General features: G+C 71.7%; 9 protein-coding genes. 6 read left to right on the top strand and 3 right to left on the bottom strand.

Annotated elements, in window-relative coordinates; genetic code table 11:
• Positions 1-120: 120 nt before the first annotated feature.
• The gene (locus tag AB0C33_RS49655; RefSeq protein ID WP_358302368.1) at positions 121-432 is read right to left on the bottom strand and encodes an EthD family reductase; all 312 of its coding nucleotides are present in this window, start codon (positions 430-432) and stop codon (positions 121-123) included.
• Positions 433-509: 77 nt separating this feature from the next.
• A complete protein-coding gene (gene rraA, locus AB0C33_RS49650) occupies positions 510-980 on the bottom strand; it encodes a ribonuclease E activity regulator RraA (protein ID WP_358302365.1) in 471 nt (156 codons plus the stop codon).
• Positions 981-1,169: 189 nt separating this feature from the next.
• Between rraA and AB0C33_RS49645 the strand changes: the two genes are divergently transcribed.
• From AB0C33_RS49645 to AB0C33_RS49620, 6 genes are all read left to right on the top strand, one after another.
• On the top strand, positions 1,170-5,600 hold the full coding sequence (locus tag AB0C33_RS49645; RefSeq protein ID WP_358302362.1) for a LamG-like jellyroll fold domain-containing protein: 4,431 nt from the start codon (positions 1,170-1,172) through the stop codon (positions 5,598-5,600).
• 77 nt (positions 5,601-5,677) lie between these two features.
• The gene (locus tag AB0C33_RS49640) at positions 5,678-12,526 is read left to right on the top strand and encodes an RHS repeat-associated core domain-containing protein (protein ID WP_358302359.1); all 6,849 of its coding nucleotides are present in this window, start codon (positions 5,678-5,680) and stop codon (positions 12,524-12,526) included.
• Positions 12,513-12,938 (top strand): hypothetical protein, encoded by a 426-nt coding sequence (locus tag AB0C33_RS49635; RefSeq protein ID WP_358302356.1) that lies wholly within the window; start codon positions 12,513-12,515, stop codon positions 12,936-12,938. The genes AB0C33_RS49640 and AB0C33_RS49635 overlap by 14 nt, the downstream gene beginning before the upstream one ends.
• 233 nt (positions 12,939-13,171) lie before the next feature.
• Positions 13,172-14,845, top strand: a complete 1,674-nt coding sequence (locus AB0C33_RS49630) for an AfsR/SARP family transcriptional regulator (protein WP_358302353.1) — start codon at positions 13,172-13,174, stop codon at positions 14,843-14,845.
• Between the two features lie 77 nt (positions 14,846-14,922).
• Complete coding sequence (locus AB0C33_RS49625; RefSeq protein WP_358302350.1) at positions 14,923-17,358, top strand: S8 family serine peptidase; 2,436 nt, start codon at positions 14,923-14,925, stop codon at positions 17,356-17,358.
• Positions 17,359-17,413: 55 nt separating this feature from the next.
• Positions 17,414-18,586, top strand: coding sequence for a helix-turn-helix transcriptional regulator (locus AB0C33_RS49620; RefSeq protein WP_358302347.1), 1,173 nt, complete (start codon positions 17,414-17,416; stop codon positions 18,584-18,586).
• 55 nt (positions 18,587-18,641) lie between these two features.
• On the opposite strand, the gene AB0C33_RS49615 is transcribed toward AB0C33_RS49620, so the two are convergent.
• Positions 18,642-19,634: an NAD(P)-dependent oxidoreductase gene (locus AB0C33_RS49615; protein WP_358302345.1), complete on the bottom strand. Its 993-nt coding sequence runs from the start codon at positions 19,632-19,634 to the stop codon at positions 18,642-18,644.
• Positions 19,635-19,827 lie beyond the last annotated feature (193 nt).

Below are 19,827 nucleotides of genomic sequence, written 5' to 3'. Positions count from 1 at the left end.
CGTTCGACACGGGTGCCTGGCGTCAGCAGGACACCGGCACGGCCCCGGTGTCGGTCAAGAAGTAGCACGCGCGCACGACGAGAAGGGCGTTCCCCACGGGGGGACGCCCTTCTCGCATGTTCAGAGCACCGAACCCGACGGCCCGGTCGTCATCGTGACCCCCGACCCGGCGAACTCGCCCACGTCGGCGACCGCCGCCTGCCCCTCCTCGCTGCTCATCGCCGCGATGAACGCCTGCTCGTCGTCCCAGGTCAGCACCGCGACCAGGTGGTAGGCGGGCCGCTGACCGCCGCCGGCCACCGGCCGCTGGACGGTGTAGCCCCGCAGGCCCGGAAGCTTGGCCGCCAGGGGCGCGTGGATCTCGTCGTAGTGCCGGTCGAAGGCCGCGACGTCCTCGGGGTGGTGGTAGAGAACGATGAGCTGGAATGCCATGGTCCGCCTCCGGATCGTGATGTCCTGTCACGAAACCACACCCCGGCGGCCCCGTGGAAGCCCGCGCGGCGGCGGGGTCAGCCCGGTACGCGGGTGACCAGGATGCCGTCGTCGTCGCTGAACAGCTCGGCCCCCGGCGAGAACGTGACGCCGCCGAACGTCACCGGCACGTCCCGCTCGCCCGTGCCCGTCTTGCCGCTCTTACGCGGGTTGGAACCCAGGGCCTTCACGCCGAGGTCGAGCTCGCGCAGCGCGGTCACGTCCCGGACGGCGCCGTGGATCACCACGCCCGCCCAGCCGGCCGCCACCGCCCCGCCCGCGATCATGTCGCCCATCAGCGCGGCGTGCAGCGAGCCGCCGCCGTCCACCACCAGGACCCGGCCCTCGCCGGGCTCCGACAGGACCGCCTTGAGCAGGGCGTTGTCCTGGTGGCAGCGCACGGTGACGATCGTGCCGTGAAAGGCGCGGCGGCCGCCGTACTGGCGCAGCTGCAGGTCGCAGGAGTCGAGCTCGTCGCCGCGCTCGTCGTACAGGTCCGCGGTGTTCATGGGGGCCCTTCCCGGCGGGGGTGTCAGCGGTCGCGTTCATGCTGCCACGCCGGGCCCGCCGCAGAGGGGCCGGGCGGGAAGCGTTTCCCACGTTTTCCCAACCGGCGGCCGCGGCCTACCCCGGCGGTCCGAGCCGATCGATGCTGTGGCGGAACGCATGCCACGCGATCGTGTACCAGGGGAGTACGCATGGGGTTACGAAGGTGGACGGCCGTCCTGGCAGCGGCGTCGCTGGCCGTGGGCGGCCTGGCCGGCACGGTGTGGACGCCGCCGCAGGCGGTCGCCGAAGCGGTGGACGCCGCCACCGCGTGGATGGTCAAACCCCTGTTCCGGCTACGGGGCACCACCGGCACCGACAACACGCTGTTCACCTCCTGGGAGACGGAGTACGACAACGCGGTGACGAAATGGGGTTACACCCCTGAGGGGCAGGTGCTGCACGTCTCGCGCGAGGCGGTGACCGGGCTGTCGCCGGTCTCCGGCCTGCGCAAGCCGGGCGGCGACCGCATCTTCACCCTCGACCAGAGCGAGCGCGACCAGGCCGTCGCGCAGGGCTACGTGAACGAGGGAGTGCGCTTCCACGCCCAGGCCGCGGCAGGGGACGGGCTGCTCCCGGTCCACCAGCTCGTCAAGGGCCCCTCCCACCGGTACGCGGTCGGCGAGGCGGAGAAGGCGCGCGCACTCGCCGAGGGCTGGACGTACCAGAAGGTCGCCTTCTACGGACGGGGTTCGTTCAGCAAGAAGCTGCTGCTCAACGGCGAGTTCACCACGGACGCCGCGTCATGGGAGGCCGCCGGGCCGACCACGACGGCGGTGGAGAACGGCGTGCTCAAGGTCACCGTGGCCGACGGCACCACCGAACCGGGGCAGGCCCAGCTGCGCCAGCTCGGGCGCACGTTGCAGGCCAAGAAGACGTACACGCTCTCCTTCGACGCCCACGCCGGCGCCGCGGCGACCGTCAAGGCCGTGCTCTGCGAGGACGCCGAGACCTGCCCGGAGATCTTCGCCACGGACGTGGAGCTGCCGGACCAGCCGCAACACTTCTCCTACACCTTCGACTCCACCGCCGACACCACCACCGGGGCGCTCACCTTCCAGTTCGGCGGCCAGGGCGCGCTGACGGCCTTCCTGGACAACGTCTCGCTGACCGAGCAGAAGTGGACCGTCTCCACCGATCCCCGGCAGACCGAGGCCGAGGCGCTGGCCTCCGCCGAGGCCACGGGGCAACTGGTGGAGGTGCTGGCCGAGCGGGGCGAGACGCGCGAGGTGTACGCCACCCCCGAAGGCACGATGTACGTCAACGACCGGCTCGCCCCGATCAGGAAGAAGCAGGGCGACACGTGGGTCCCCCTGTACAACGGCCTGCGGTTCCAGGACGGGACGGTCCGGCCGTACTCCTCGCTGGTGGACCTCGGGCTGTCGGCCGGCGGGACGGGGCCGATGGCCACGCTCACCCGCTCCGGCCACACCATGTCGCTGACCTGGCCGACCGCGCTGCCCACGCCGAGCCTGGACGGCGACACCGCCGTGTACGCCGGCGTGCTCGGGCCGGACGTGGACCTGCGCGTGCGGGCCACCGCGGACGGCTTCGCGCACACGCTGGTGGTGAAGACCCCTGCCGCCGCCCAGGACCCCCGGCTGGCCAGCCTGACCCTCGGCCTGTCCGCGCCGACGTTGACGGTGAGCACCGGCGCCGACGGCACGCAGGAGGCGGTCGACCCCGACAACGGCGCGGTGATCTTCGAGGCGCCCAAGCCCGTCATGTGGGACTCGGCGCCCGCGCCGCCCGCCGCGGGCACGGGCGCCGTGGGCGAGGACGGCCCCGTCGACCCGCCGACCACGCACGCCACGGACGGCACCCCCGGCGACGCGTCGAAGATCGCCACGATCGGCACCGAACTGGGCCAAGGACAGCTCACGCTGACCCCCGACCCGGCCATGCTGACCGCGGCCGACACGACGTTCCCCGTCTACATCGACCCGATGTACCGCACGCCGATGAGCTCGGCGAACCTCATGGTGGCCAGCAGCGGGTTCGAGATCTACAACTTCACCAAGGACCAGGGCATGGGCCGATGCCCGATCGGCCTGCCCTCCAGCGGCAAGAGCTGCGGCTCCCCGCACAGGAAGCGGCTGTTCTACCGCATCCCCACCGGCTGGCTGGCCGGCAAGCAGGTGCTGTCCGCCGAGTTCCACGTCCGGGAGGTGTGGGCCGCCTCCGGCAGCAAGCGGCCGGTCAACATCCACCTGGCCAAGGCGTTCGGCAAGAACTCCACCTGGAACTCCACCTCCGACAACTGGCTGCGCAAGCTGGACAGCCGCAACGTGGCCAAGGGGTGGTCGGGATGCGCCGCCAAGTCCTGCCCGGCCGGTGACGTGCTGTTCAACGTGACCTCGGGCGTCAAGGAGGCGGCGCAGAAGGGCTGGCGGGACACCACGTTCGGCCTGCGCGCCGCCGACGAGGGCGACCAGCTCGGCTGGAAGCGGTTCGAGTCGCGCGCCTACCTGCGCGTGCACTACAACCGGCCGCCGCTGCAGCCGAGGATGAGCCAGCTGGAGATGGAGCCGGGCGGCCCGTGCAAGGGGCCGGGCGACCCGTCGGTGTTCAACTGGTCCACGCCGAAGCTGATCGCCAAGAACCTCCGCGACCCCGACACCTACAACCGCACGGCCGACAAGGTCCAGGCCGAGTTCCTGGTGTCGTGGAAGAACGCCGCCGGCCAGAACAAGGAATGGCGGTACCTCACGCCGGCCAAGAGCGCCAGGTCCGGCAAGGCGGGCAACAGCTTCATGGCGCAGGTGCCGCGCGGGCTGCTGCCGGAGAACACCGTCGTCAACTGGCAGGTCCGCGCCCAGGACAGCCGCAAGGGCAAGGGGCCGTGGAGCTCGGCCGGGGCGGCGACCGCCTGCTACTTCGTCTTCGACACCAAGGCGCCGCCGCTGCCGGTGATCACCTCGTCCGGCGCCGACGGGTACGTCGCGGAGAACCCCCTCGACCCGGCGCAGACGCCGCAGGACGGCATGGGCCGCTACGGCCGGTTCGTCATCACCTTCGACCCGTCGGTGACCGAGTGGGCGTACGCGGTCAACGACGACCCCACCCAGTTCCGCAAGAGGACCGCGGGCAGCGCCACCGAGACGGTGCAGATCCTGCCCAAGGTCGTCGGCAGCAACAGCCTCTACGTCCGCGTCAAGGACCAGGCGGGCAACTACTCCAAGGGGTCGGCCGTCTACCGGTTCCGGGTCGCGCCCGGCCGCGGGCCGAAGGCCCACTGGAAGCTCAACGACCCGGCCGGATCCACCACCCTGGCGGAGACCGGCGGCCGCTACCCGGCCCGTACCACGGGCACGCCGCAGCTCGGCGTGGCCGGTTCCCGCGGCACGGCGATGGCCGGCAACGGCACCAACGCCTACGCCCGCACCGACGCCGCGGTGCTCGACACCACCAAGAGCTTCACGGTGACGGCGTGGGCGAAGCTGCCGGACGTCCTGCCCTCGTCCTACGCCACCGTGCTGGCCCAGGACGGCGCCAACGTGTCCGGCTTCTGCCTGCGCTACGACGCGCCGAACCGCAAATGGGTGTTCTGGCGCATGAACGCCGACTCGACCTCGGCGGGCTCGGCCAGCGCGTGGTCGGCGAGACAGGCCAGACCCGGCGAGTGGACGCACCTGATGGGCGTCTTCGACTCGGTGGCCAAGAAGGTGCGCATCTACGTCAACGGCGAGCCCGGCACGGAGATGGACTACACCGGCGCCTGGGCGGCCAACGGCCCGCTCACCATCGGCCGCGTCCTGTGGGGCGCCCAGCAGCTCGACCACTTCCCCGGCAAGATCGACGACGTCCGCGTCCACGACCGGATCGTCAGCGTCGAGGAGGCGGCGGCGCTGTCCAAGGAGATGCTGACGGTGACGCACAAGTGGCACCTCAACAACGTCCCCGACGACAGCGGCGAGGCGCCCAGAACCCCCGTCAAGCTGTACGGCGCGGCCCGCTTCGTGGCCAAGACCCCCATGAGCAACAGCGTCGTGCCCGGCTCCCTGCGCCTGCCGGGCGCGACCGGCGACTACGCGGCCGTCGAGTCGGCCGTGCTCGATCCGCGGGAGAGCTTCACCCTCTCGGCCTGGGTGGAGACCAGCGGCCAGGCGCGCAAGGCGATGACCCTGCTGAACCTGCCCATGGCCACCGGCAGCGCGCTGACGGTGAAGTTCGACCCCGCCCGCGGCGACCCGGACATGGGCGAGACCGGCCGGTACGTCGTGGAGATCCCCGGCGGCACCGTCGTGGAACACCCCGCCTTCCACACCGGGTTCGGCGACTGGGACCACCTGGCGATCGTCTACCGGGCCCGGGAGAAGACGCTGGAGTTCTGGGTGAACGGCACGCTCGAAGCGGCTCCGGAGGCCGAGGTCAAGTCCTACCGCAACGACGTCACCCTGGCGGGCCCCATCACCTCGGCCCAGCTCGGCCGCGGCGGGACGGGCCTGAACTGGTCGGGCCACGTCGACGACGTGTGGGTGCTGCGCGGCCCCGCGGACGGCAGCCTGATCGACCTGCTGTCCCTGTGGTCGGAGATGACGACCGTCTCCGAAGACGCGCTCAACGACAACACCCCCGACTGACCCCGGTGCGGGGGCGCCGCGCCGGCGCCCCCGCCGTCCCTCCTGCCGCTTCCGCTCTCTTCCCTGGGAGGTACGGCATGCGCGTCCATGCCGCACGCCGACGTCGCTCTTCCTGGTCCCGGCTGCTCCGCGCGGCCCTCACGTTGCTGCTCACGGCCGGCCTGATGGTGGTGCCGGCGACGCTCCCCTCCGCGAGCGCCGCCGCCGAGCGGGATCGGCCCAAACCCGTCGACCGGGAACGGGTCGTGCCCGGCCGGCCCGCCGCGGTGAAACCACGGATCACCGAACCGAAGGCCCCCGACCCCGTGGCGGCCTGGCCCGCGCCCGGCACGGTCGAGGTGGACCTGGCGGCCGCCCCGGCGTCCGCCGCCGCCGCCCGCAAGGCGGGCACGCTGTCCGCGACGGCGGCCGACGCCGCCTCCGCGGCCGGGCGGGTGCGGATCCAGACCCACGACCGCGAGGCCTCGCAACGCGCGGGGGTCGGCGGCCCGGTCTTCACCGCGGCCCGCACGTCGGGACCGCCGGGCAAGGTCACGATGAAGGTGGACTACGCCCCCTTCGCCGAAGCCTACGGAGGCGGCTTCGGTTCCCGGATGCGCCTGGCGGCCCTGCCCGCATGTGCCCTGACCAGCCCGGACAAGGCCGAGTGCCGCCGGGCCGTGCCGCTGAAGGGCCGCAACGACACCGCGACCAGGACGCTCAGCGCCGACGTCGACCTCGCCGCCGAGCCGATGGTGCTGGCCGTGACCTCCGGGACGTCGGGGGACAAGGGCGACTTCGGCGTCACCTCGCTGTCGCCGTCGGCGACCTGGCAGGTCAGCCCGCAGACGGGCGACTTCACCTGGTCCTATCCGCTGCGGGTGCCGCCGGTGCCGGGCGGGCTGGTGCCGAACCTGGTGGTCAACTACTCCGCGGCCGCCATCGACGGGCGCACCGCGACCACCAACAACCAGGCGTCCTGGCTCGGTGACGGCTTCGAGCTGTCGCCCGGGTACATCGAGCGCAAGTACAAGTCCTGCAAGGACGACGGCGTCCCCAAGGACCCGACCTACCAGGTCGAGCCGATGGACCAGTGCTGGGCCTACGACAACGCCACGCTCGCCCTCGGCGGATCGGGCGGCGAGCTGGTCCCGACCGGCCCCGACACCTGGGTCCTGGCCAGGGACGACGGCACCCGGGTCCAGCGCCTCACCGGCACCGCCGCCGACACCGCCAACGGCGACGACGACAACGAGTACTGGCGCGTGACCACCGCCGACGGCACCCAGTACTACTTCGGCAAGAACCGCCTGCCGGGCTGGACCGCCGGCAAACCCCAGACCAACTCCGCCTGGGACGTCCCGGTGTTCGGCGACGACGCCGGCGAACCCTGCCACAAGGACGCCTTCAAGGACTCCTGGTGCCGTCAGACCTGGCGGTGGAACCTCGACTACATCGAGGACACCCACGGCAACGCGGTGACCTTCCACTACGCCAAGGAGCAGAACCGCTACGGCCGCAACCTGCGCGCCGCCGACGAGACCGCCTACGACCGCGGCGGCTACCTGACCTCCATCCAGTACGGCCTGCGCACCGGCGACCTGTTCCCGGCCACGCCGCCCGCGCGGGTCGACTTCACCAACGCCGAGCGCTGCCTGCTGACCGCGGCCGAGTGCGCCGACATCTCCGCCCATCCGGCCCGCTGGCCGGACGTGCCCTGGGACATGAACTGCGACGAGGGCACCGAGTGCAAGGACGGCAAGGGGACGGCCTCGCCGAGCTTCTGGACCCGCAAGCGCCTGACGAAGGTCACCACCAAGGTCGTCAACGCGGCCGGCACCGGCCACCGCGACGTGGACTCCTGGGAGTTCAAGCACCTGTGGGGCATCGCCGACGTGGACCGGCAGCTCAAGCTCACCGACATCGTCCACACCGGGCACGCCGGCGCGGCGCCGGTCACCATGCCGCCGGTGAGCTTCGTCTACCAGCAGCTGGCCAACCGGGTGGACAAGCTCGGCGACGACGTCGGCCCGTTCGTCAAGGAGCGGGTGGCCTCGATCCAGAACGAGACCGGTGGCAAGCTCGACGTCACCTACTCGGGGATGGACTGCAGCCCCTCCGACCTGCCGCAACCGGCGAGCAACCGGCGGCTGTGCTTCCCGACGTTCTGGCAGAACTCCAACGGCGGCGCCGACCCGAGCCTGGACTGGTTCCACAAGTACGTCGTCCGCGAGCTGATCCAGACCGACCTGACCGGCGGCGGCTCGGACATGGTCACCCGCTACGACTACAGCATCGGCAAGCCCGCCTGGCACTACGCCGACGACGACGGCATCACGCCGGAGAAGTTCAAGACCTGGTCGAACTGGCGCGGCTTCGACAAGGTCCGGGTGATCGGCGGGGCCACCAGCGCGGCCGACGGCGGCACCCCGTCCCAGACCGACTACTGGTACTTCCAGGGCATGAACGGCGACCGCGCGGCGGTCTCCGGCGGCGCCAAGACCGTCACCGTGGACGACGGCGAGGGCGGCACGTACACCGACCACGAGTCCCTGCACGGCACGACCCTGCGCACCGTGACCTACGACAAGGCCGGCGGCGTGCCGGTGAGCAAGTCGATCAGCACGCCGTGGTACCACCAGACGGCCTCCAGGTCCCGCCCGTGGGGCACGATCACCGCCAACGTGACCGGCACCAGGTCCACTCGCACCTTCGGCCTGGTCGGCCTGTCCTGGCAGCAGACCCGCTCGACCGTGACCGAGTTCGACCTGACCACCGGCGCCGCGCTGACCACCGACGACGAGGGCGAGGTGGGCGTCGCCGGCGACGAGGAGTGCACCAGGACCGAGCTGACCGCCGACGGGGCGCGGGTGCTGCGCCTGCCGGCCCGGGTGACCACGGTGGCCCGCCGCTGCGCCGACACCCCGAACCTGCTCACCGACCTGATCGCCGACGCGCGCACCTACTACGACGACAAGGCGTTCAAGGCCGCGCCCGCGCACGGCGACGTGACCAGGACCGAACGCGGGAACGCCGCCTCGGCGACCGCGATCACCGGCTACCAGGTGATGGCCCGGTCGACCTACGACGACCTGGGACGCCCCAAGACCGTCGCCGACGCCGCCGGGCTGACCACCTCGACCGACTACACCGAGACGCACGGCGTCACCACGCAGGTGGTCACCACCACCCCGCGGGCCCGCGCCGACGACCCCGACTCGGCCATGGTCACGACCCGGGTGCTCGACCCGGCGTGGGGCCTGGCGACGCGTGAGACCAGCGCGGCCGGCAAGGTGACCATCGCGCAACGGGACGCGCTGGGCCGCACCGCGAAGGTCTGGGGGCCGGGCCGCACGACGAGCATGACGCCCGACAACGAGTACCAGTACCTGGTCGACGCCGGCGCGATCGTGGCCGTGGGCGCGAAGACGCTGACCAGCGAAGGCGGCCAGCAGACGTCGTACACGCTGTTCGACGGGTGGCTGCGGCCCAGGCAGTCGCAGGCGCCCGGCAAGAACGGCGACACCAGGGGCCGGATCGTCTCCGACAGCGTCTACAACGGGGCCGGCCAGGTGCACTACACCTTCGCGCCCTACTACGCCGACGGCGACCCCGAGCCCAAGCGGTTCGGCGTGGCCACCGTGGGCGCGGTGGAGTCTCAGCTGTGGAACACCTACGACGGCCGCGGCCGGCTGCTGGCCGAACGGCTGCTGTCCGGCAACAGCGACGGCGACGTCAACGAGCTGTGGAACACCCGCTACGAGTACGGCGGCGACTGGACCAAGGTCGTCCCCCCGTCCGGCGGCACCCCGGTCACCACCTACACCGACGTGCACGGGCGTACCCGTGAGATCCAGCAGCAGACGGCCGCCGGGCCGGTCGTCACCAAGTTCGCCTACAACCACCGCGGCCAGCAGGAGTCGGTGACCGGCCCCGGCAACCAGGTCTGGTCCTACAGCTACGACCTGCTCGGCCGCCTGGTGCAGTCGAACGACCCCGACCGCGGCGTCGAGAAGACCGCCTACGACAACCTCGACCGGCCGGTCCTGATGACCGACGCCCGCAACCAGAAGATCGGCATCGAGTACGACGGGCTCGACCGCATGGTCGCCAAGTACGACGCCACCACGTCGTCGCCCGGCACCAAGGTCGCCGAGTGGGTGTACGACACCGTCCGCAAGGGCCAGCTCACCAGCTCCACCCGCATCGTCGGCAACGACCGGTACACCACGCAGGTGGAGGCGTACGACAACCTGGACCGCCCGCAGCGCAGCAGGGTGGTCCTGCCCGCCGTCGAGGGCGGCCTGGCGCCCGCCCAGGGGTACGTCTTCGACACCAGCTACAACCTCGACGGCAGCGTCGCCGCGAGCAGCAGCCCCGCCGTCGGCGGGCTGCCCGCCGAGAACATCGCCTACACCTACGACGACCTCGGCCGCCTGGTCTCCACCAAGTCCCAGCTGTCGACGTACCTCGTCGGCACCGACTACACCAAGACCGGCCGGGTCATCGGCCTGCGCATGCAGTCCGGCGGCGACGGCAAGCAGATCGACCAGACCTTCAGCTACGAGTTCGGCACCGGCCGCCTGGCCAAGGCCACCACCTGGCACTTCGGCATGGCCGGCACCGACCGCAGCACCCAGTACGCCTACCAGCCCGCCGGCAACATCACCCAGATCAAGGACACCTCCCGCGACGGCGTCGACAACCAGTGCTTCCGCTACGACGAGCTGTCCCGCCTGTCGGAGGCCTGGACCCAGGACGGCGACGCGGCCTGCGCCGCCACCGGCGCGACCGCCACCGTCGGCGGCCCGGCCCCCTACCGCGCCGCCTACACCTACGACGACACGGGCAACCGCCGCAGCGAGTCCCTCTACGGCGCCGGCCCGGCGGGCGGCGTCCAGCAGTCGGACCGCGCCTACGTCTACGACCCGGCCAAGGCCCACCGCCTCACCACGGTCCCCGGCGCCGCCTCCTTCGCCTACGACGCCTCCGGCAACACCGTCGAGCGCCGCACCCAGGCGAGCAACCAGACGCTGACCTGGGACGCCGAAGGCGAGCTCGTCAAGGTCGACGACGACAAGAAGGGCGAGACCCGCTTCCTCTACACCGCCGACGGCGAGCGGCTCATCCGGCGCGACAAGGACGGCACGACCCTGTACCTGCCCGGTCTGGAGGTGCACCTGGTCAAGGGGGCCACCAGCCCCACGGCCAGCCGCTACGTCGGCAACGCCATGCGGACCACCACCGGGGTCACCTACGTCCTCGGCGACCACCACGGCACCGCCGAACTGGCCGTCAACGCCGAGACCGGCGCCCTCAGCCAGCGCCGCTACACCCCCTTCGGAGCCCTGCGCGGCAGCCAGGGCGCCTGGCCCCAGGACCACCAGCGCGGATTCGTCGGCGGCATCAACGACGCCGGCACCGACCTGACCACGCTCGGCGCCCGCAGCTACGACCCGCTCACCGGCCGCTTCATCTCCGTCGACCCCCTCATCCAGATGGGCGACTCCCAGCAGATGAACGGCTACAACTACGCCAACAACAATCCCCCCACGCTCGCCGACCCGACGGGCAAGAAACCCTGCTGCACCGGCGTCGGCTGCTTCCACTCCATCGCGCCGCCCTGCGGGCCGGGCGAGGACCACGACAACCCGGATTGCGAAGGCCCCTGCGATCGGGACGGCGCCAGAAAACGCCTCAACAACGCCCGCGACTCGCAACAGAACGAGCGGCAGCAACAGCAGCAGATCGCCAAGCGGAACGCGGTGCTCGAAGCCTTGAAGGCCGCAGGCATCGGGTTCATCAAAGATTTTCTGAAAATAGATGACATAAAAGGCTGTTTAGGCGGCAGCGTCGGCAGTTGCGTCAGCCTGATCCTGGAATTCGTGCCGGCCAAGAAGATCGGCGGCCTGATCTGGAAACTGGCCACCAGGGTCCGGATGGGCATCAAGATCTACAAAAAGGTCCAGGGCGCCGTCAAGGCGGCCCGCCGCGCCATCGAAGCCATCGACGCCAAGATCGACGACATCAACAAGAAAATAGCCGCCCTGGACGGCCTGATAGCCCGAGCGGGTAAACGCAGCAAGAATCCGTCAGCGACACGTGGCCCGGGTGACTCCTGCGGTGGTCCCAACAGCTTCGCTCCCGACACCAAGGTCCTGCTCGCCGACGGCTCCAGCAAGCCCATCGAGCGGCTGAAACCTGGCGACAGAGTTCTGGCCACCGACCCTCAGACCGGAACCACCGAACCCAAGGCCATCCTCGCCGCCATCGTGGGTCAAGGCTCCAAGAACCTCGTCGGCATCACGGTGGACACGGATGGCGCTTCTGGAAAAGCCACCGGCGACATCATCGCCACCGACGGCCATCCCTTCTGGGTGGAGAGCGAGAACGCCTGGCGGGACGCCAAGGACCTACGTCCGGGCCAGCTTCTGCGGACTGCCGCCGGCACCCACGTCCAGATCGCCGCAGTCAAGCGCTGGACCGCTCAGGCCCGCGTCCACAATCTCACCGTCGCCGGGATTCACACCTATTACGTGCTCGCCGACGCGACACCGGTCCTCGTTCACAACTGTGACCTGCGGATCATCACGTCCGACCAGGACATCAGGCACAACCGCACCTCCGTCGCGATCGCAGAAGAGGGATACGGATTCAGCGGAGTGTACGATCCTGACTCGGGTCTCCTGGTGGCACGGCTCAGCAGCGGACCGCATGCCCTGGTTGACCGCTACGGAGGGCATGGCGATACCAATGACACATATTTCGGTGGTTCCGGGAATACCGTCGGCTTCGTGGCGCTGGTGAGAAACGGCGGCCTCGAAGTCAAGTGGAACTCGGTCAGCGTCAACTACACGAACTTCGGAGACAGGGCTGCGCCGATGGCACACCGCCAGCCGATTCTGGATACCCTGCGACGGATCACCGGCCTCGATGTTTCGGGATGACCTGACGATCGGCGGCCTGCTCGTTCCGCCCGCCCTGACCTCGTTGATCAGGGCGGGCGGGTGGGTCCCGCCGCGGAGGCGGCAGACTCTTCTGGAGGTCTTCGGTGACGAGCCCGAACAACCGTCCTTCTACGACCTTCCGGATCTGGCCCGCCAGAACGCCTCCTGGCAGCGACGCGATGTGGAGGAGGTGTTCGGCGTCCCGATCGAAGGAGAAAGTCTCGGAATCGAACCGTCGCTCTCGATACTGATCGCGGATCTGGGTATCGACATGCCGATCGCCTTGGACTACCGCGACACGGCTGGACCTCCGCCGGTGCTCTACCTGACGTTTTCCCCGGAGGCGAGGTGGATCAAGGTGGCATCCGGCATCGAGGCTCTCATCGGCGTTCTTTACGCCGATGAGAAGTGATTCCCGGACGACAGGATCCTGCAGTGATGTCATTGTCGCATTCCTGTGACCGAAGGGGCGGGCAATACCTCCGTGACGGAATGCGACTTACCGTATCGACGGGAAGGGTATTCATATCGTTCCCGCATCGCTCAGGCGTCGGACTCGCCAAGGTTTTTTCGTGGAACAGCTTGATTTGTCTCGGTTGAATATCGGTTGACCGCGGGCTTCGACAGTCGGTCAATCATGGGGAGGTGATCAATTCACCGAACGACGGCGTCCGAGTGCTGGGGGCGGTCGAGTTCAGGTGGGCGGGGGCGCCGGTGGTGTTGCGCAGGCGGCAGCAGCGGCTGTTGCTCGGCGTGCTGGCTCTGTCGGCCGGCCGGGTCGTCCCGCTCCAGCGCCTGGCCGAGGTGCTCTGGCCCGAGGGGGCGCCGCAGGGCGCGCGCAGGCAGGTCCAGGTGCTCGTCTCCCGGCTGCGCGGCCTGCTCGCGGACGCCGCCGGGACCGACGTGGAGGTGTTCGCCACCGGCTCCGGCTACGGGCTGCGCATCGACCCCATGGCCGTGGACGCCCACCGGTTCGCCGTGCTGAGGGAGCGGGCCGGGGGCAGTGACGACGACGAGGAGAAGGCCGGGCTGCTGCGGCAGGCGCTGGAGTTGTGGCGTGGCCCGGTGCTCGACGAGGCGGCCGTAGGGGCCGCTCGCGACACGCTCTGCGTCCGGCTGGAGGAGGCTCGGCGCGAGGCGATCGAGGAGCACGCCGAGGCGTCGTTGCGGCTCGGCCGGCACCGGCAGGTCCTCGGCGCGCTGGCCGAGGAGGTGGCGACCGCACCCACCCGTGAACGGCTGGTGGGCCTGCTGATGCTCGCGCTCTACCGCTCCGGCCGCATCGCCGAGGCCCTCGACGCCTTCGAACGGTCACGCGCCCACCTGAACGACGAGCTGGGGCTCGATCCCGGCCCCGCCCTGATACGGCTGCGCCTGGACATCCTGCGCGGCGACCCCCGCCTCGGCGGCCGGTCAGGGCAGGGCGGCGTCGGCGGCCCCGAGAACGTCAGGCGGTCCGGCGACCTGGAGGGGGAGGGGCTGGTGATGCTCGGCCTGGGCCGGATCCGCTTCGCCCAGGACCGCTTCGCCGAGTCCGTCGCCGCCTACGAGGAGGCCCGGCGGGCCTTCCAGCGGCTCGGCGACCGGCGGCATCTGGCGGCCGCACTGTCCGGGCTGGGCACCGTGCGGGCCGAGGGCGGCTGGTTCGCCGAGGGGGAGACCGACCTGCTGGAGGCGGCCTCGCTCTGCTCCGCCCTCGGTGACCAGGCCGGGCACGCGCACGCCATCTACATGCTGGGCTTCGTGGAACGCGAACGCGGCGACGACGAGCTGGCGCTGTGGCTGCTCGGCCGGGCGCTGCAGACGTACCAGAAGATCGGTGACCTGCGCTGCCAGGCCCTGCTCCAGCGCAGCATCGGCCTGGTGCACCGGGCGAGGGGCGAGTACGGGCACGCCGCGACCAGGACGCGCGAGTCCCGCCGCCTGTTCGCCGCCCTGTCCGACCCGCACGGGACGGCCTACGCCGACCAGTCCCTGGCCAAGATCCGGATCCGCGTGGGCGACCTGCCGCAGGCCGAGCGGGCGCTCCAGGCGAGCCTGCGCGTCTTCACCCGCCAGGACGACCGCTTCGGCCGCGCGCTCGGCCTGCGGACGCTCGGCGAGCTGCGCCTGGAGCAGGACGCGACGGCCGAGTCCAGGGCCGCGCTGTCCGCCTCCCTCGACCTGTGGGACACGCTGGAGCTGCCGCTGTGGCGCGCCCGCACGCTCTCCGTCCTGGCCCGCCTGGAGTCGCGCAACGGCGAGGCCGGGCACGCCGGCGCCGCCCGCCAGGAGTCGACCGCCATCTTCAGCCGGATCGGCAGCCGCGAAGGGCGCTGACGTCGCTGGCAAACGGGTGGCAACAGGGGGCGCTTACATTGCGCGGGCATCTTCGTCCCGCGCCGAAGGAGAGCCTCATGAGGCGATCAGCCACCGTCACGGCGATCATCCACCGCGTGCTCGTCCTGACGGCGATCCTGCTCTCCTCGCTCGCCGTCGCGACCGGCTCGCCGGCCGCCGCGGCCGGGCAGCGGACGGAGGCGGGGCAGCGGGCGGACGCGGTGCCGTGGGTGGAGCCCGGACTGGCACGCAAGCTCGACGCCGGAGGCAGGCTCCGGGTCAACGTCATGACCAGGGACCGCGACGAGCTGGCCGCCGTCTCCGGCTCGGGCGCCGGCCAGGTGCTCCAGACGCTGTCCCGCCTGCCCATGGTCACCCTGCGGACCGACCGGGCGGGCCTCCAGCGGCTCGCCGCCAGGCCGGGCGTGCTCAGCGTGTCCGAGGACCGGCCGGTGCCGCCGGCCCTCGGGCAGAGCGTCCCGCTGATCGGCGGCGACCGCACCAGGGCGGCCGGGCTGACCGGCGCGGGCACCGCCGTGGCCGTGCTGGACACCGGCGTCGCCACCGGCCACCCCTTCCTCGGCGGCCGCGTCGTGGCCGAGGCGTGCTTCTCACCCGCCGACCCCGACTACTCCGCCACCAGCCTGTGCCCCGACGGCACCCCCGAGCAGGACGGCCCCGGCTCGGCCGACGCCGAGCGCGGCGGCTGCTCCGACGAGTTGCTGGACTGCTCCCACGGGACGCACGTGGCCGGCATCATCGCCGGTGACGGCGAAGGGATCGACGGCGACGGCGGGAGCGGGGTCGCGCCGGGCGCCGACCTCGTGGCCATCCAGGTCTTCAGCCGCTTCGACTCCGACGTCCATTGCGCCTCCCTCGGCACGCCGTGCCTGCTCAGCTTCGTCAGCGCCCAGGTGGCCGCGCTGGAGAAGGTCCAGGCGCTGAAGGCGACACTGCCCATCGTGGCGGTCAACATGAGTCTGGGCGGCGGCACGTACACCGCGCCCTGCGAAATCGACGAGCGCAAGGCTCTCATCGACGCCCTGCTGGCGGCCGGGGTCGCCACCGTCGTGGCGGCCGGCAACGACGCCTCCCCGAACGCGGTGGCCGCCCCCGCCTGCGTCTCGTCGGCCGTCGCCGTGGGCAGCACCACCGACGCCGACGCCCTGTCCTCCTTCAGCAACCGCGGCCCGCTGCTGGATCTGCTGGCACCCGGCAGCGACATCGTCTCCTCCGTGCCCGGCGACCGCTGGGCGTCGATGAGCGGCACGTCGATGGCCGCGCCGCACGTCGCCGGGGCGTTCGCGGTGCTGAGCCAGGCGTTCCCCGGGCTCGGGCCCGCGGCGCTGGAGGCCAAGCTCAAGGAGGCAGGGCGCCCGATCGCCTACACCGGCGCCACCACGCCCCGCGTCCAGCTCGACGCCGCCGCCCTGGACGCGACGCCCCGGCCGGGGCCCGACCAGTACTTCCACTCGCGGGGCAGGATCCTGGACAACGTCCGGATCAGCGCCAACTCCACCATGGCCGTGCAGGTGGCGGGCGTGGCGGGGCTGCCCGCGCAGGGCGTGCGGTCCGTCGCGCTCAACGTCAGCGCCAAGGGCGACTTCTTCAACACCGGGACGATCACCGTGCACGCCACCGACGAGCAGGAACCGGACGGCAAGGTGCTCGCCTACGACGCCTCCCGCTACGCCTCCACCATGATCATCGCCAGGGTCGGCGCCGACGGGAAGGTCAAGGTGGTCAACCGCGGGACGGGCCCCGTCAAGGTGACGCTCGACGCGCACGGCCACACCCTCGACAAGGCGGCCGCCGCCGTGGGCGGCACCTACTTCCCCGTCACGCCCGCCCGGGTGGCCGACCACACCGTCATCCCCGCGCTGGGCAACCACGAGCTGTCCGTCGCGGGCATGAACGGCCTGCCCGCCACCGGGGTCGCCCAGGTCGCCCTCACCGTGGTCCTGAAGAGCCCGTCGACCGGCACCGTACGGATGTACGCCGCCGGGGACGCCTACCCCGTGGACGCCAACATCGACTACCCGGCGAACGTCACCACGCAGTTCCACACGATCGTCAAACCGGGCCAGGACGGCAAGATCAACGTGCACAACCTCGGCTACGACAACGCCGAGATCTCCGTGGACGTCACCGGCTACTTCTCCAGCGAGCGGCGCGGCGCGCTGGTCAAGGCCGTCCGTCCCACGTCGGCGGGACGGGCCCTGGTGATTCCGGCGGGCGGCACCAAGACCGTGCGCTTCACCGGCCTGCCCGCCTCCGGCGTCACCGCGGTCGCGCTGACCGTGGCCGCGCGGGGCTCGGCCGCCGGTACCGTCTCGGTGCTGCCGCAGAGCGGGCCCTCGACCGCCCGCGTCGTCTCCTACCCGGCGGGCAAGGACGCCGTCGGGTCCACCATCGCCGCCGTCCGCGCCGACGGGTCGGTGGTGCTGAAGAACGAGGGCGCCGGGCAGGTGAGCGTCGACGTCGACCTGTACGCCTACTTCGCGAACGCCTGACTTTGGTCACCCGCGCCTGGAACGTCCTGCGAACCCCGGAAAAGGAGGCGGGCGAATGAGCCCCGCGGTGGTGAACGGCATCCACGCCCGCATGCTCGCGGCCGAACTCAGCCTGCTCAAGGCCGCCTCCGGTCTCGGACTGGTGCAGCTGGCCGGGCACACGCACTGCAGCAAGTCCTCGCTCCAGCGCTACCTCAGCGGCAAACTGCTGCCGCCCCGCCAGGCCGTCGAGGCCATCAGCAAGGCGTGCCGCGGCGACACCGCGCGCCTGGTGGCGCTGTGGGAGCTGGCCGTGGCCGGTCCTCCCGAGCGGCCGCGTCCGGCGCAGCTCCCGCACGACGTGCCGGGCTTCACCGGCCGCTGCGCCGAGCTCGCCCGCCTGGCGGAACTGATGCCGGACTCCGGCAACGCCATCGCGATCGCGGTGATCGACGGCGTCGCCGGCGTCGGCAAGAGCGCGCTCGCCGTGCACTTCGCGCACCGCGTGGCCGGCCGGTTCCCGGACGGCCAGCTCCACCTCGACCTGCGCGGCTCCGACGCAGAACGGGGGCCGCTGCCGCCCGCCGAGGCGCTGGCCCAGCTCGTCCGGGCCCTCGCCCCGGACCTGCGGCGCCTGCCCGGCGACGCGGGGGAGCGGGCGGCCCTGTTCCGCAGTCTGATCGGCGGCCGGCGCATGCTCGTCCTGCTGGACGACGCCGTCTCCACGGACCAGGTCCGCGCGCTGCTGCCCGGCAACCCCGGCTGCCTGGTGCTGGTGACCAGCCGCCACCGGCTGGGCGGGCTGGTCGCCCGGGACGGCGCCCACCACCTCGCCCTGGGCGCCCTGACCGCCGCCGAGTCCGCCGACCTGCTGGCCGCCGCCGCCGGCGCGGAACGCATCGCCGCCGAGCCCGGGGCCGTCGCCGGCATGACGCGGCTGTGCGGATATCTTCCGCTGGCGCTGCGCATCGTGGCCGAGCACCTGGTGGTGAACCCGTCGCTCACCATGACCGACCTCGTCGGTGACCTCGACAGTGACCTCGACAGTGACCTCGGCGGTGACCTCGACAGTGACCTCGACAGTGACCTCGGCGGTGACCTCGGCGGTGACCTCGCCGCCGAACAGCGAGCCCCGGACCGGCCCGCCGCCGTACGGGCGGTGTTCCCCAGGTCCTACCGCGCTCTGCCGCCGCCGGCCGCGCGGGCGTTCCGGCTGCTGGGCAGGCAGGGGTGCCTGGACCGGCGCTGAGCGGGGTTCGGGCGCCGCGCCCGGCCGGGCGGCCGGGCATGGCGGATCGGCCCGGTCAGCGGGCGTTTCCCGCGCGCAGCCAGGAGACGTAGTCGGCGATCCCGGAGCCGGTGTCGTAGGCGGGCTCGAAGCCGGTGTCCTCGCGCAGCCGGGTGACGTCGAGGCACAGGTCGCGGCCGGGGCCGGCGGGGTCGCGGCCCTCCCGCAGCTCGACGTCCGCGCCGGGCACGGCCCGCCGGATCGCCGCGGCGACCTCGCCGTTGGTGGTCATCCGGCCGGTGGCGACGTTGTACGTGCGGTGGCGCAGCCGCTCGGCCGTCTGCAGCAGGGCGATGGCCCGGCCGCAGTCCTTGACGTAGCACAGGTCGCCGCCGTCCCCGGCGTGCGCGCCCCACGCGGGGCTCGTCGGGTCCGGCGCGGCGCCCTGCACGGCGCCCTGCACGGCGCCCTGCACGGCGGCGTGCACGAGCTGCGGCAGGAGGAAGAACGGCGAACGCGCGTGGCCGAGCGGCCCCCAGATCGCGCCGATGCGGAGGTTGACCACCTCCAGCCCGGCGGTCTCGGCCAGATGACCGGCCATCAGCTCGCCGATCTTCTTGAACGTCGGGATCGGGTGGCCGGCCGACATCGTCAGCGGCAGGTCCTCGGCCAGCGGGCTCGGGGCCTCGACGCCGCCGTAGACGCCGATGGTGCTGGCCAGGCCGAGCCGGGACACCTGCCATTCGGTGGCGGCGTGGAAGACGTTGAGCAGGCTCGCGACGGACTTCTCGACCCCCTCGACCGGCTCGTGCGCGCCGACCGGCCAGGGCATCGAGCCCGCCAGGTGCACGATTCCGGTGATCTTGTGCCGGTCGCCCAGGGCGAGCAGCGCCGCCCGGTCGGTGATGTCGGCCCGCTCGACGACGAGCCGCCCCTCGCCCTCCCCGGCCAGCGGCGCGGGCACCTCGGGGGCCCTGCGCTGGACGAGCACGACGGATTCGCCGAGGTCGAGCAGCGCTCGCGCGGTGTGCGTGCCGATGAAACCGAGCCCGCCCGTGATGAGGATCATTGCCCCAACTCCCTTTTTCATCAGCGCCGCTGATCGTCAGTAGCGCTGATGATTACCGTAGTATGAGGAGTCGGCTGCTGTCCAACGGGCGCAGGACGGGTCCCGCGCCGAACGGCGAGGTGAACCCACGGGCGGCGGATCCTGATTCATCCCGCTAAAGTTCATGATTCGGTACCGCTGCTGTCCCAGGAGT

The organism is Nonomuraea sp. NPDC048881, assembly GCF_040649795.1.
Lineage (GTDB): Bacteria > Actinomycetota > Actinomycetes > Streptosporangiales > Streptosporangiaceae > Nonomuraea.
The sequence above is the reverse complement of the archived record's forward strand: the minus strand, read 5'-3'. Positions and strand labels throughout refer to the sequence as shown.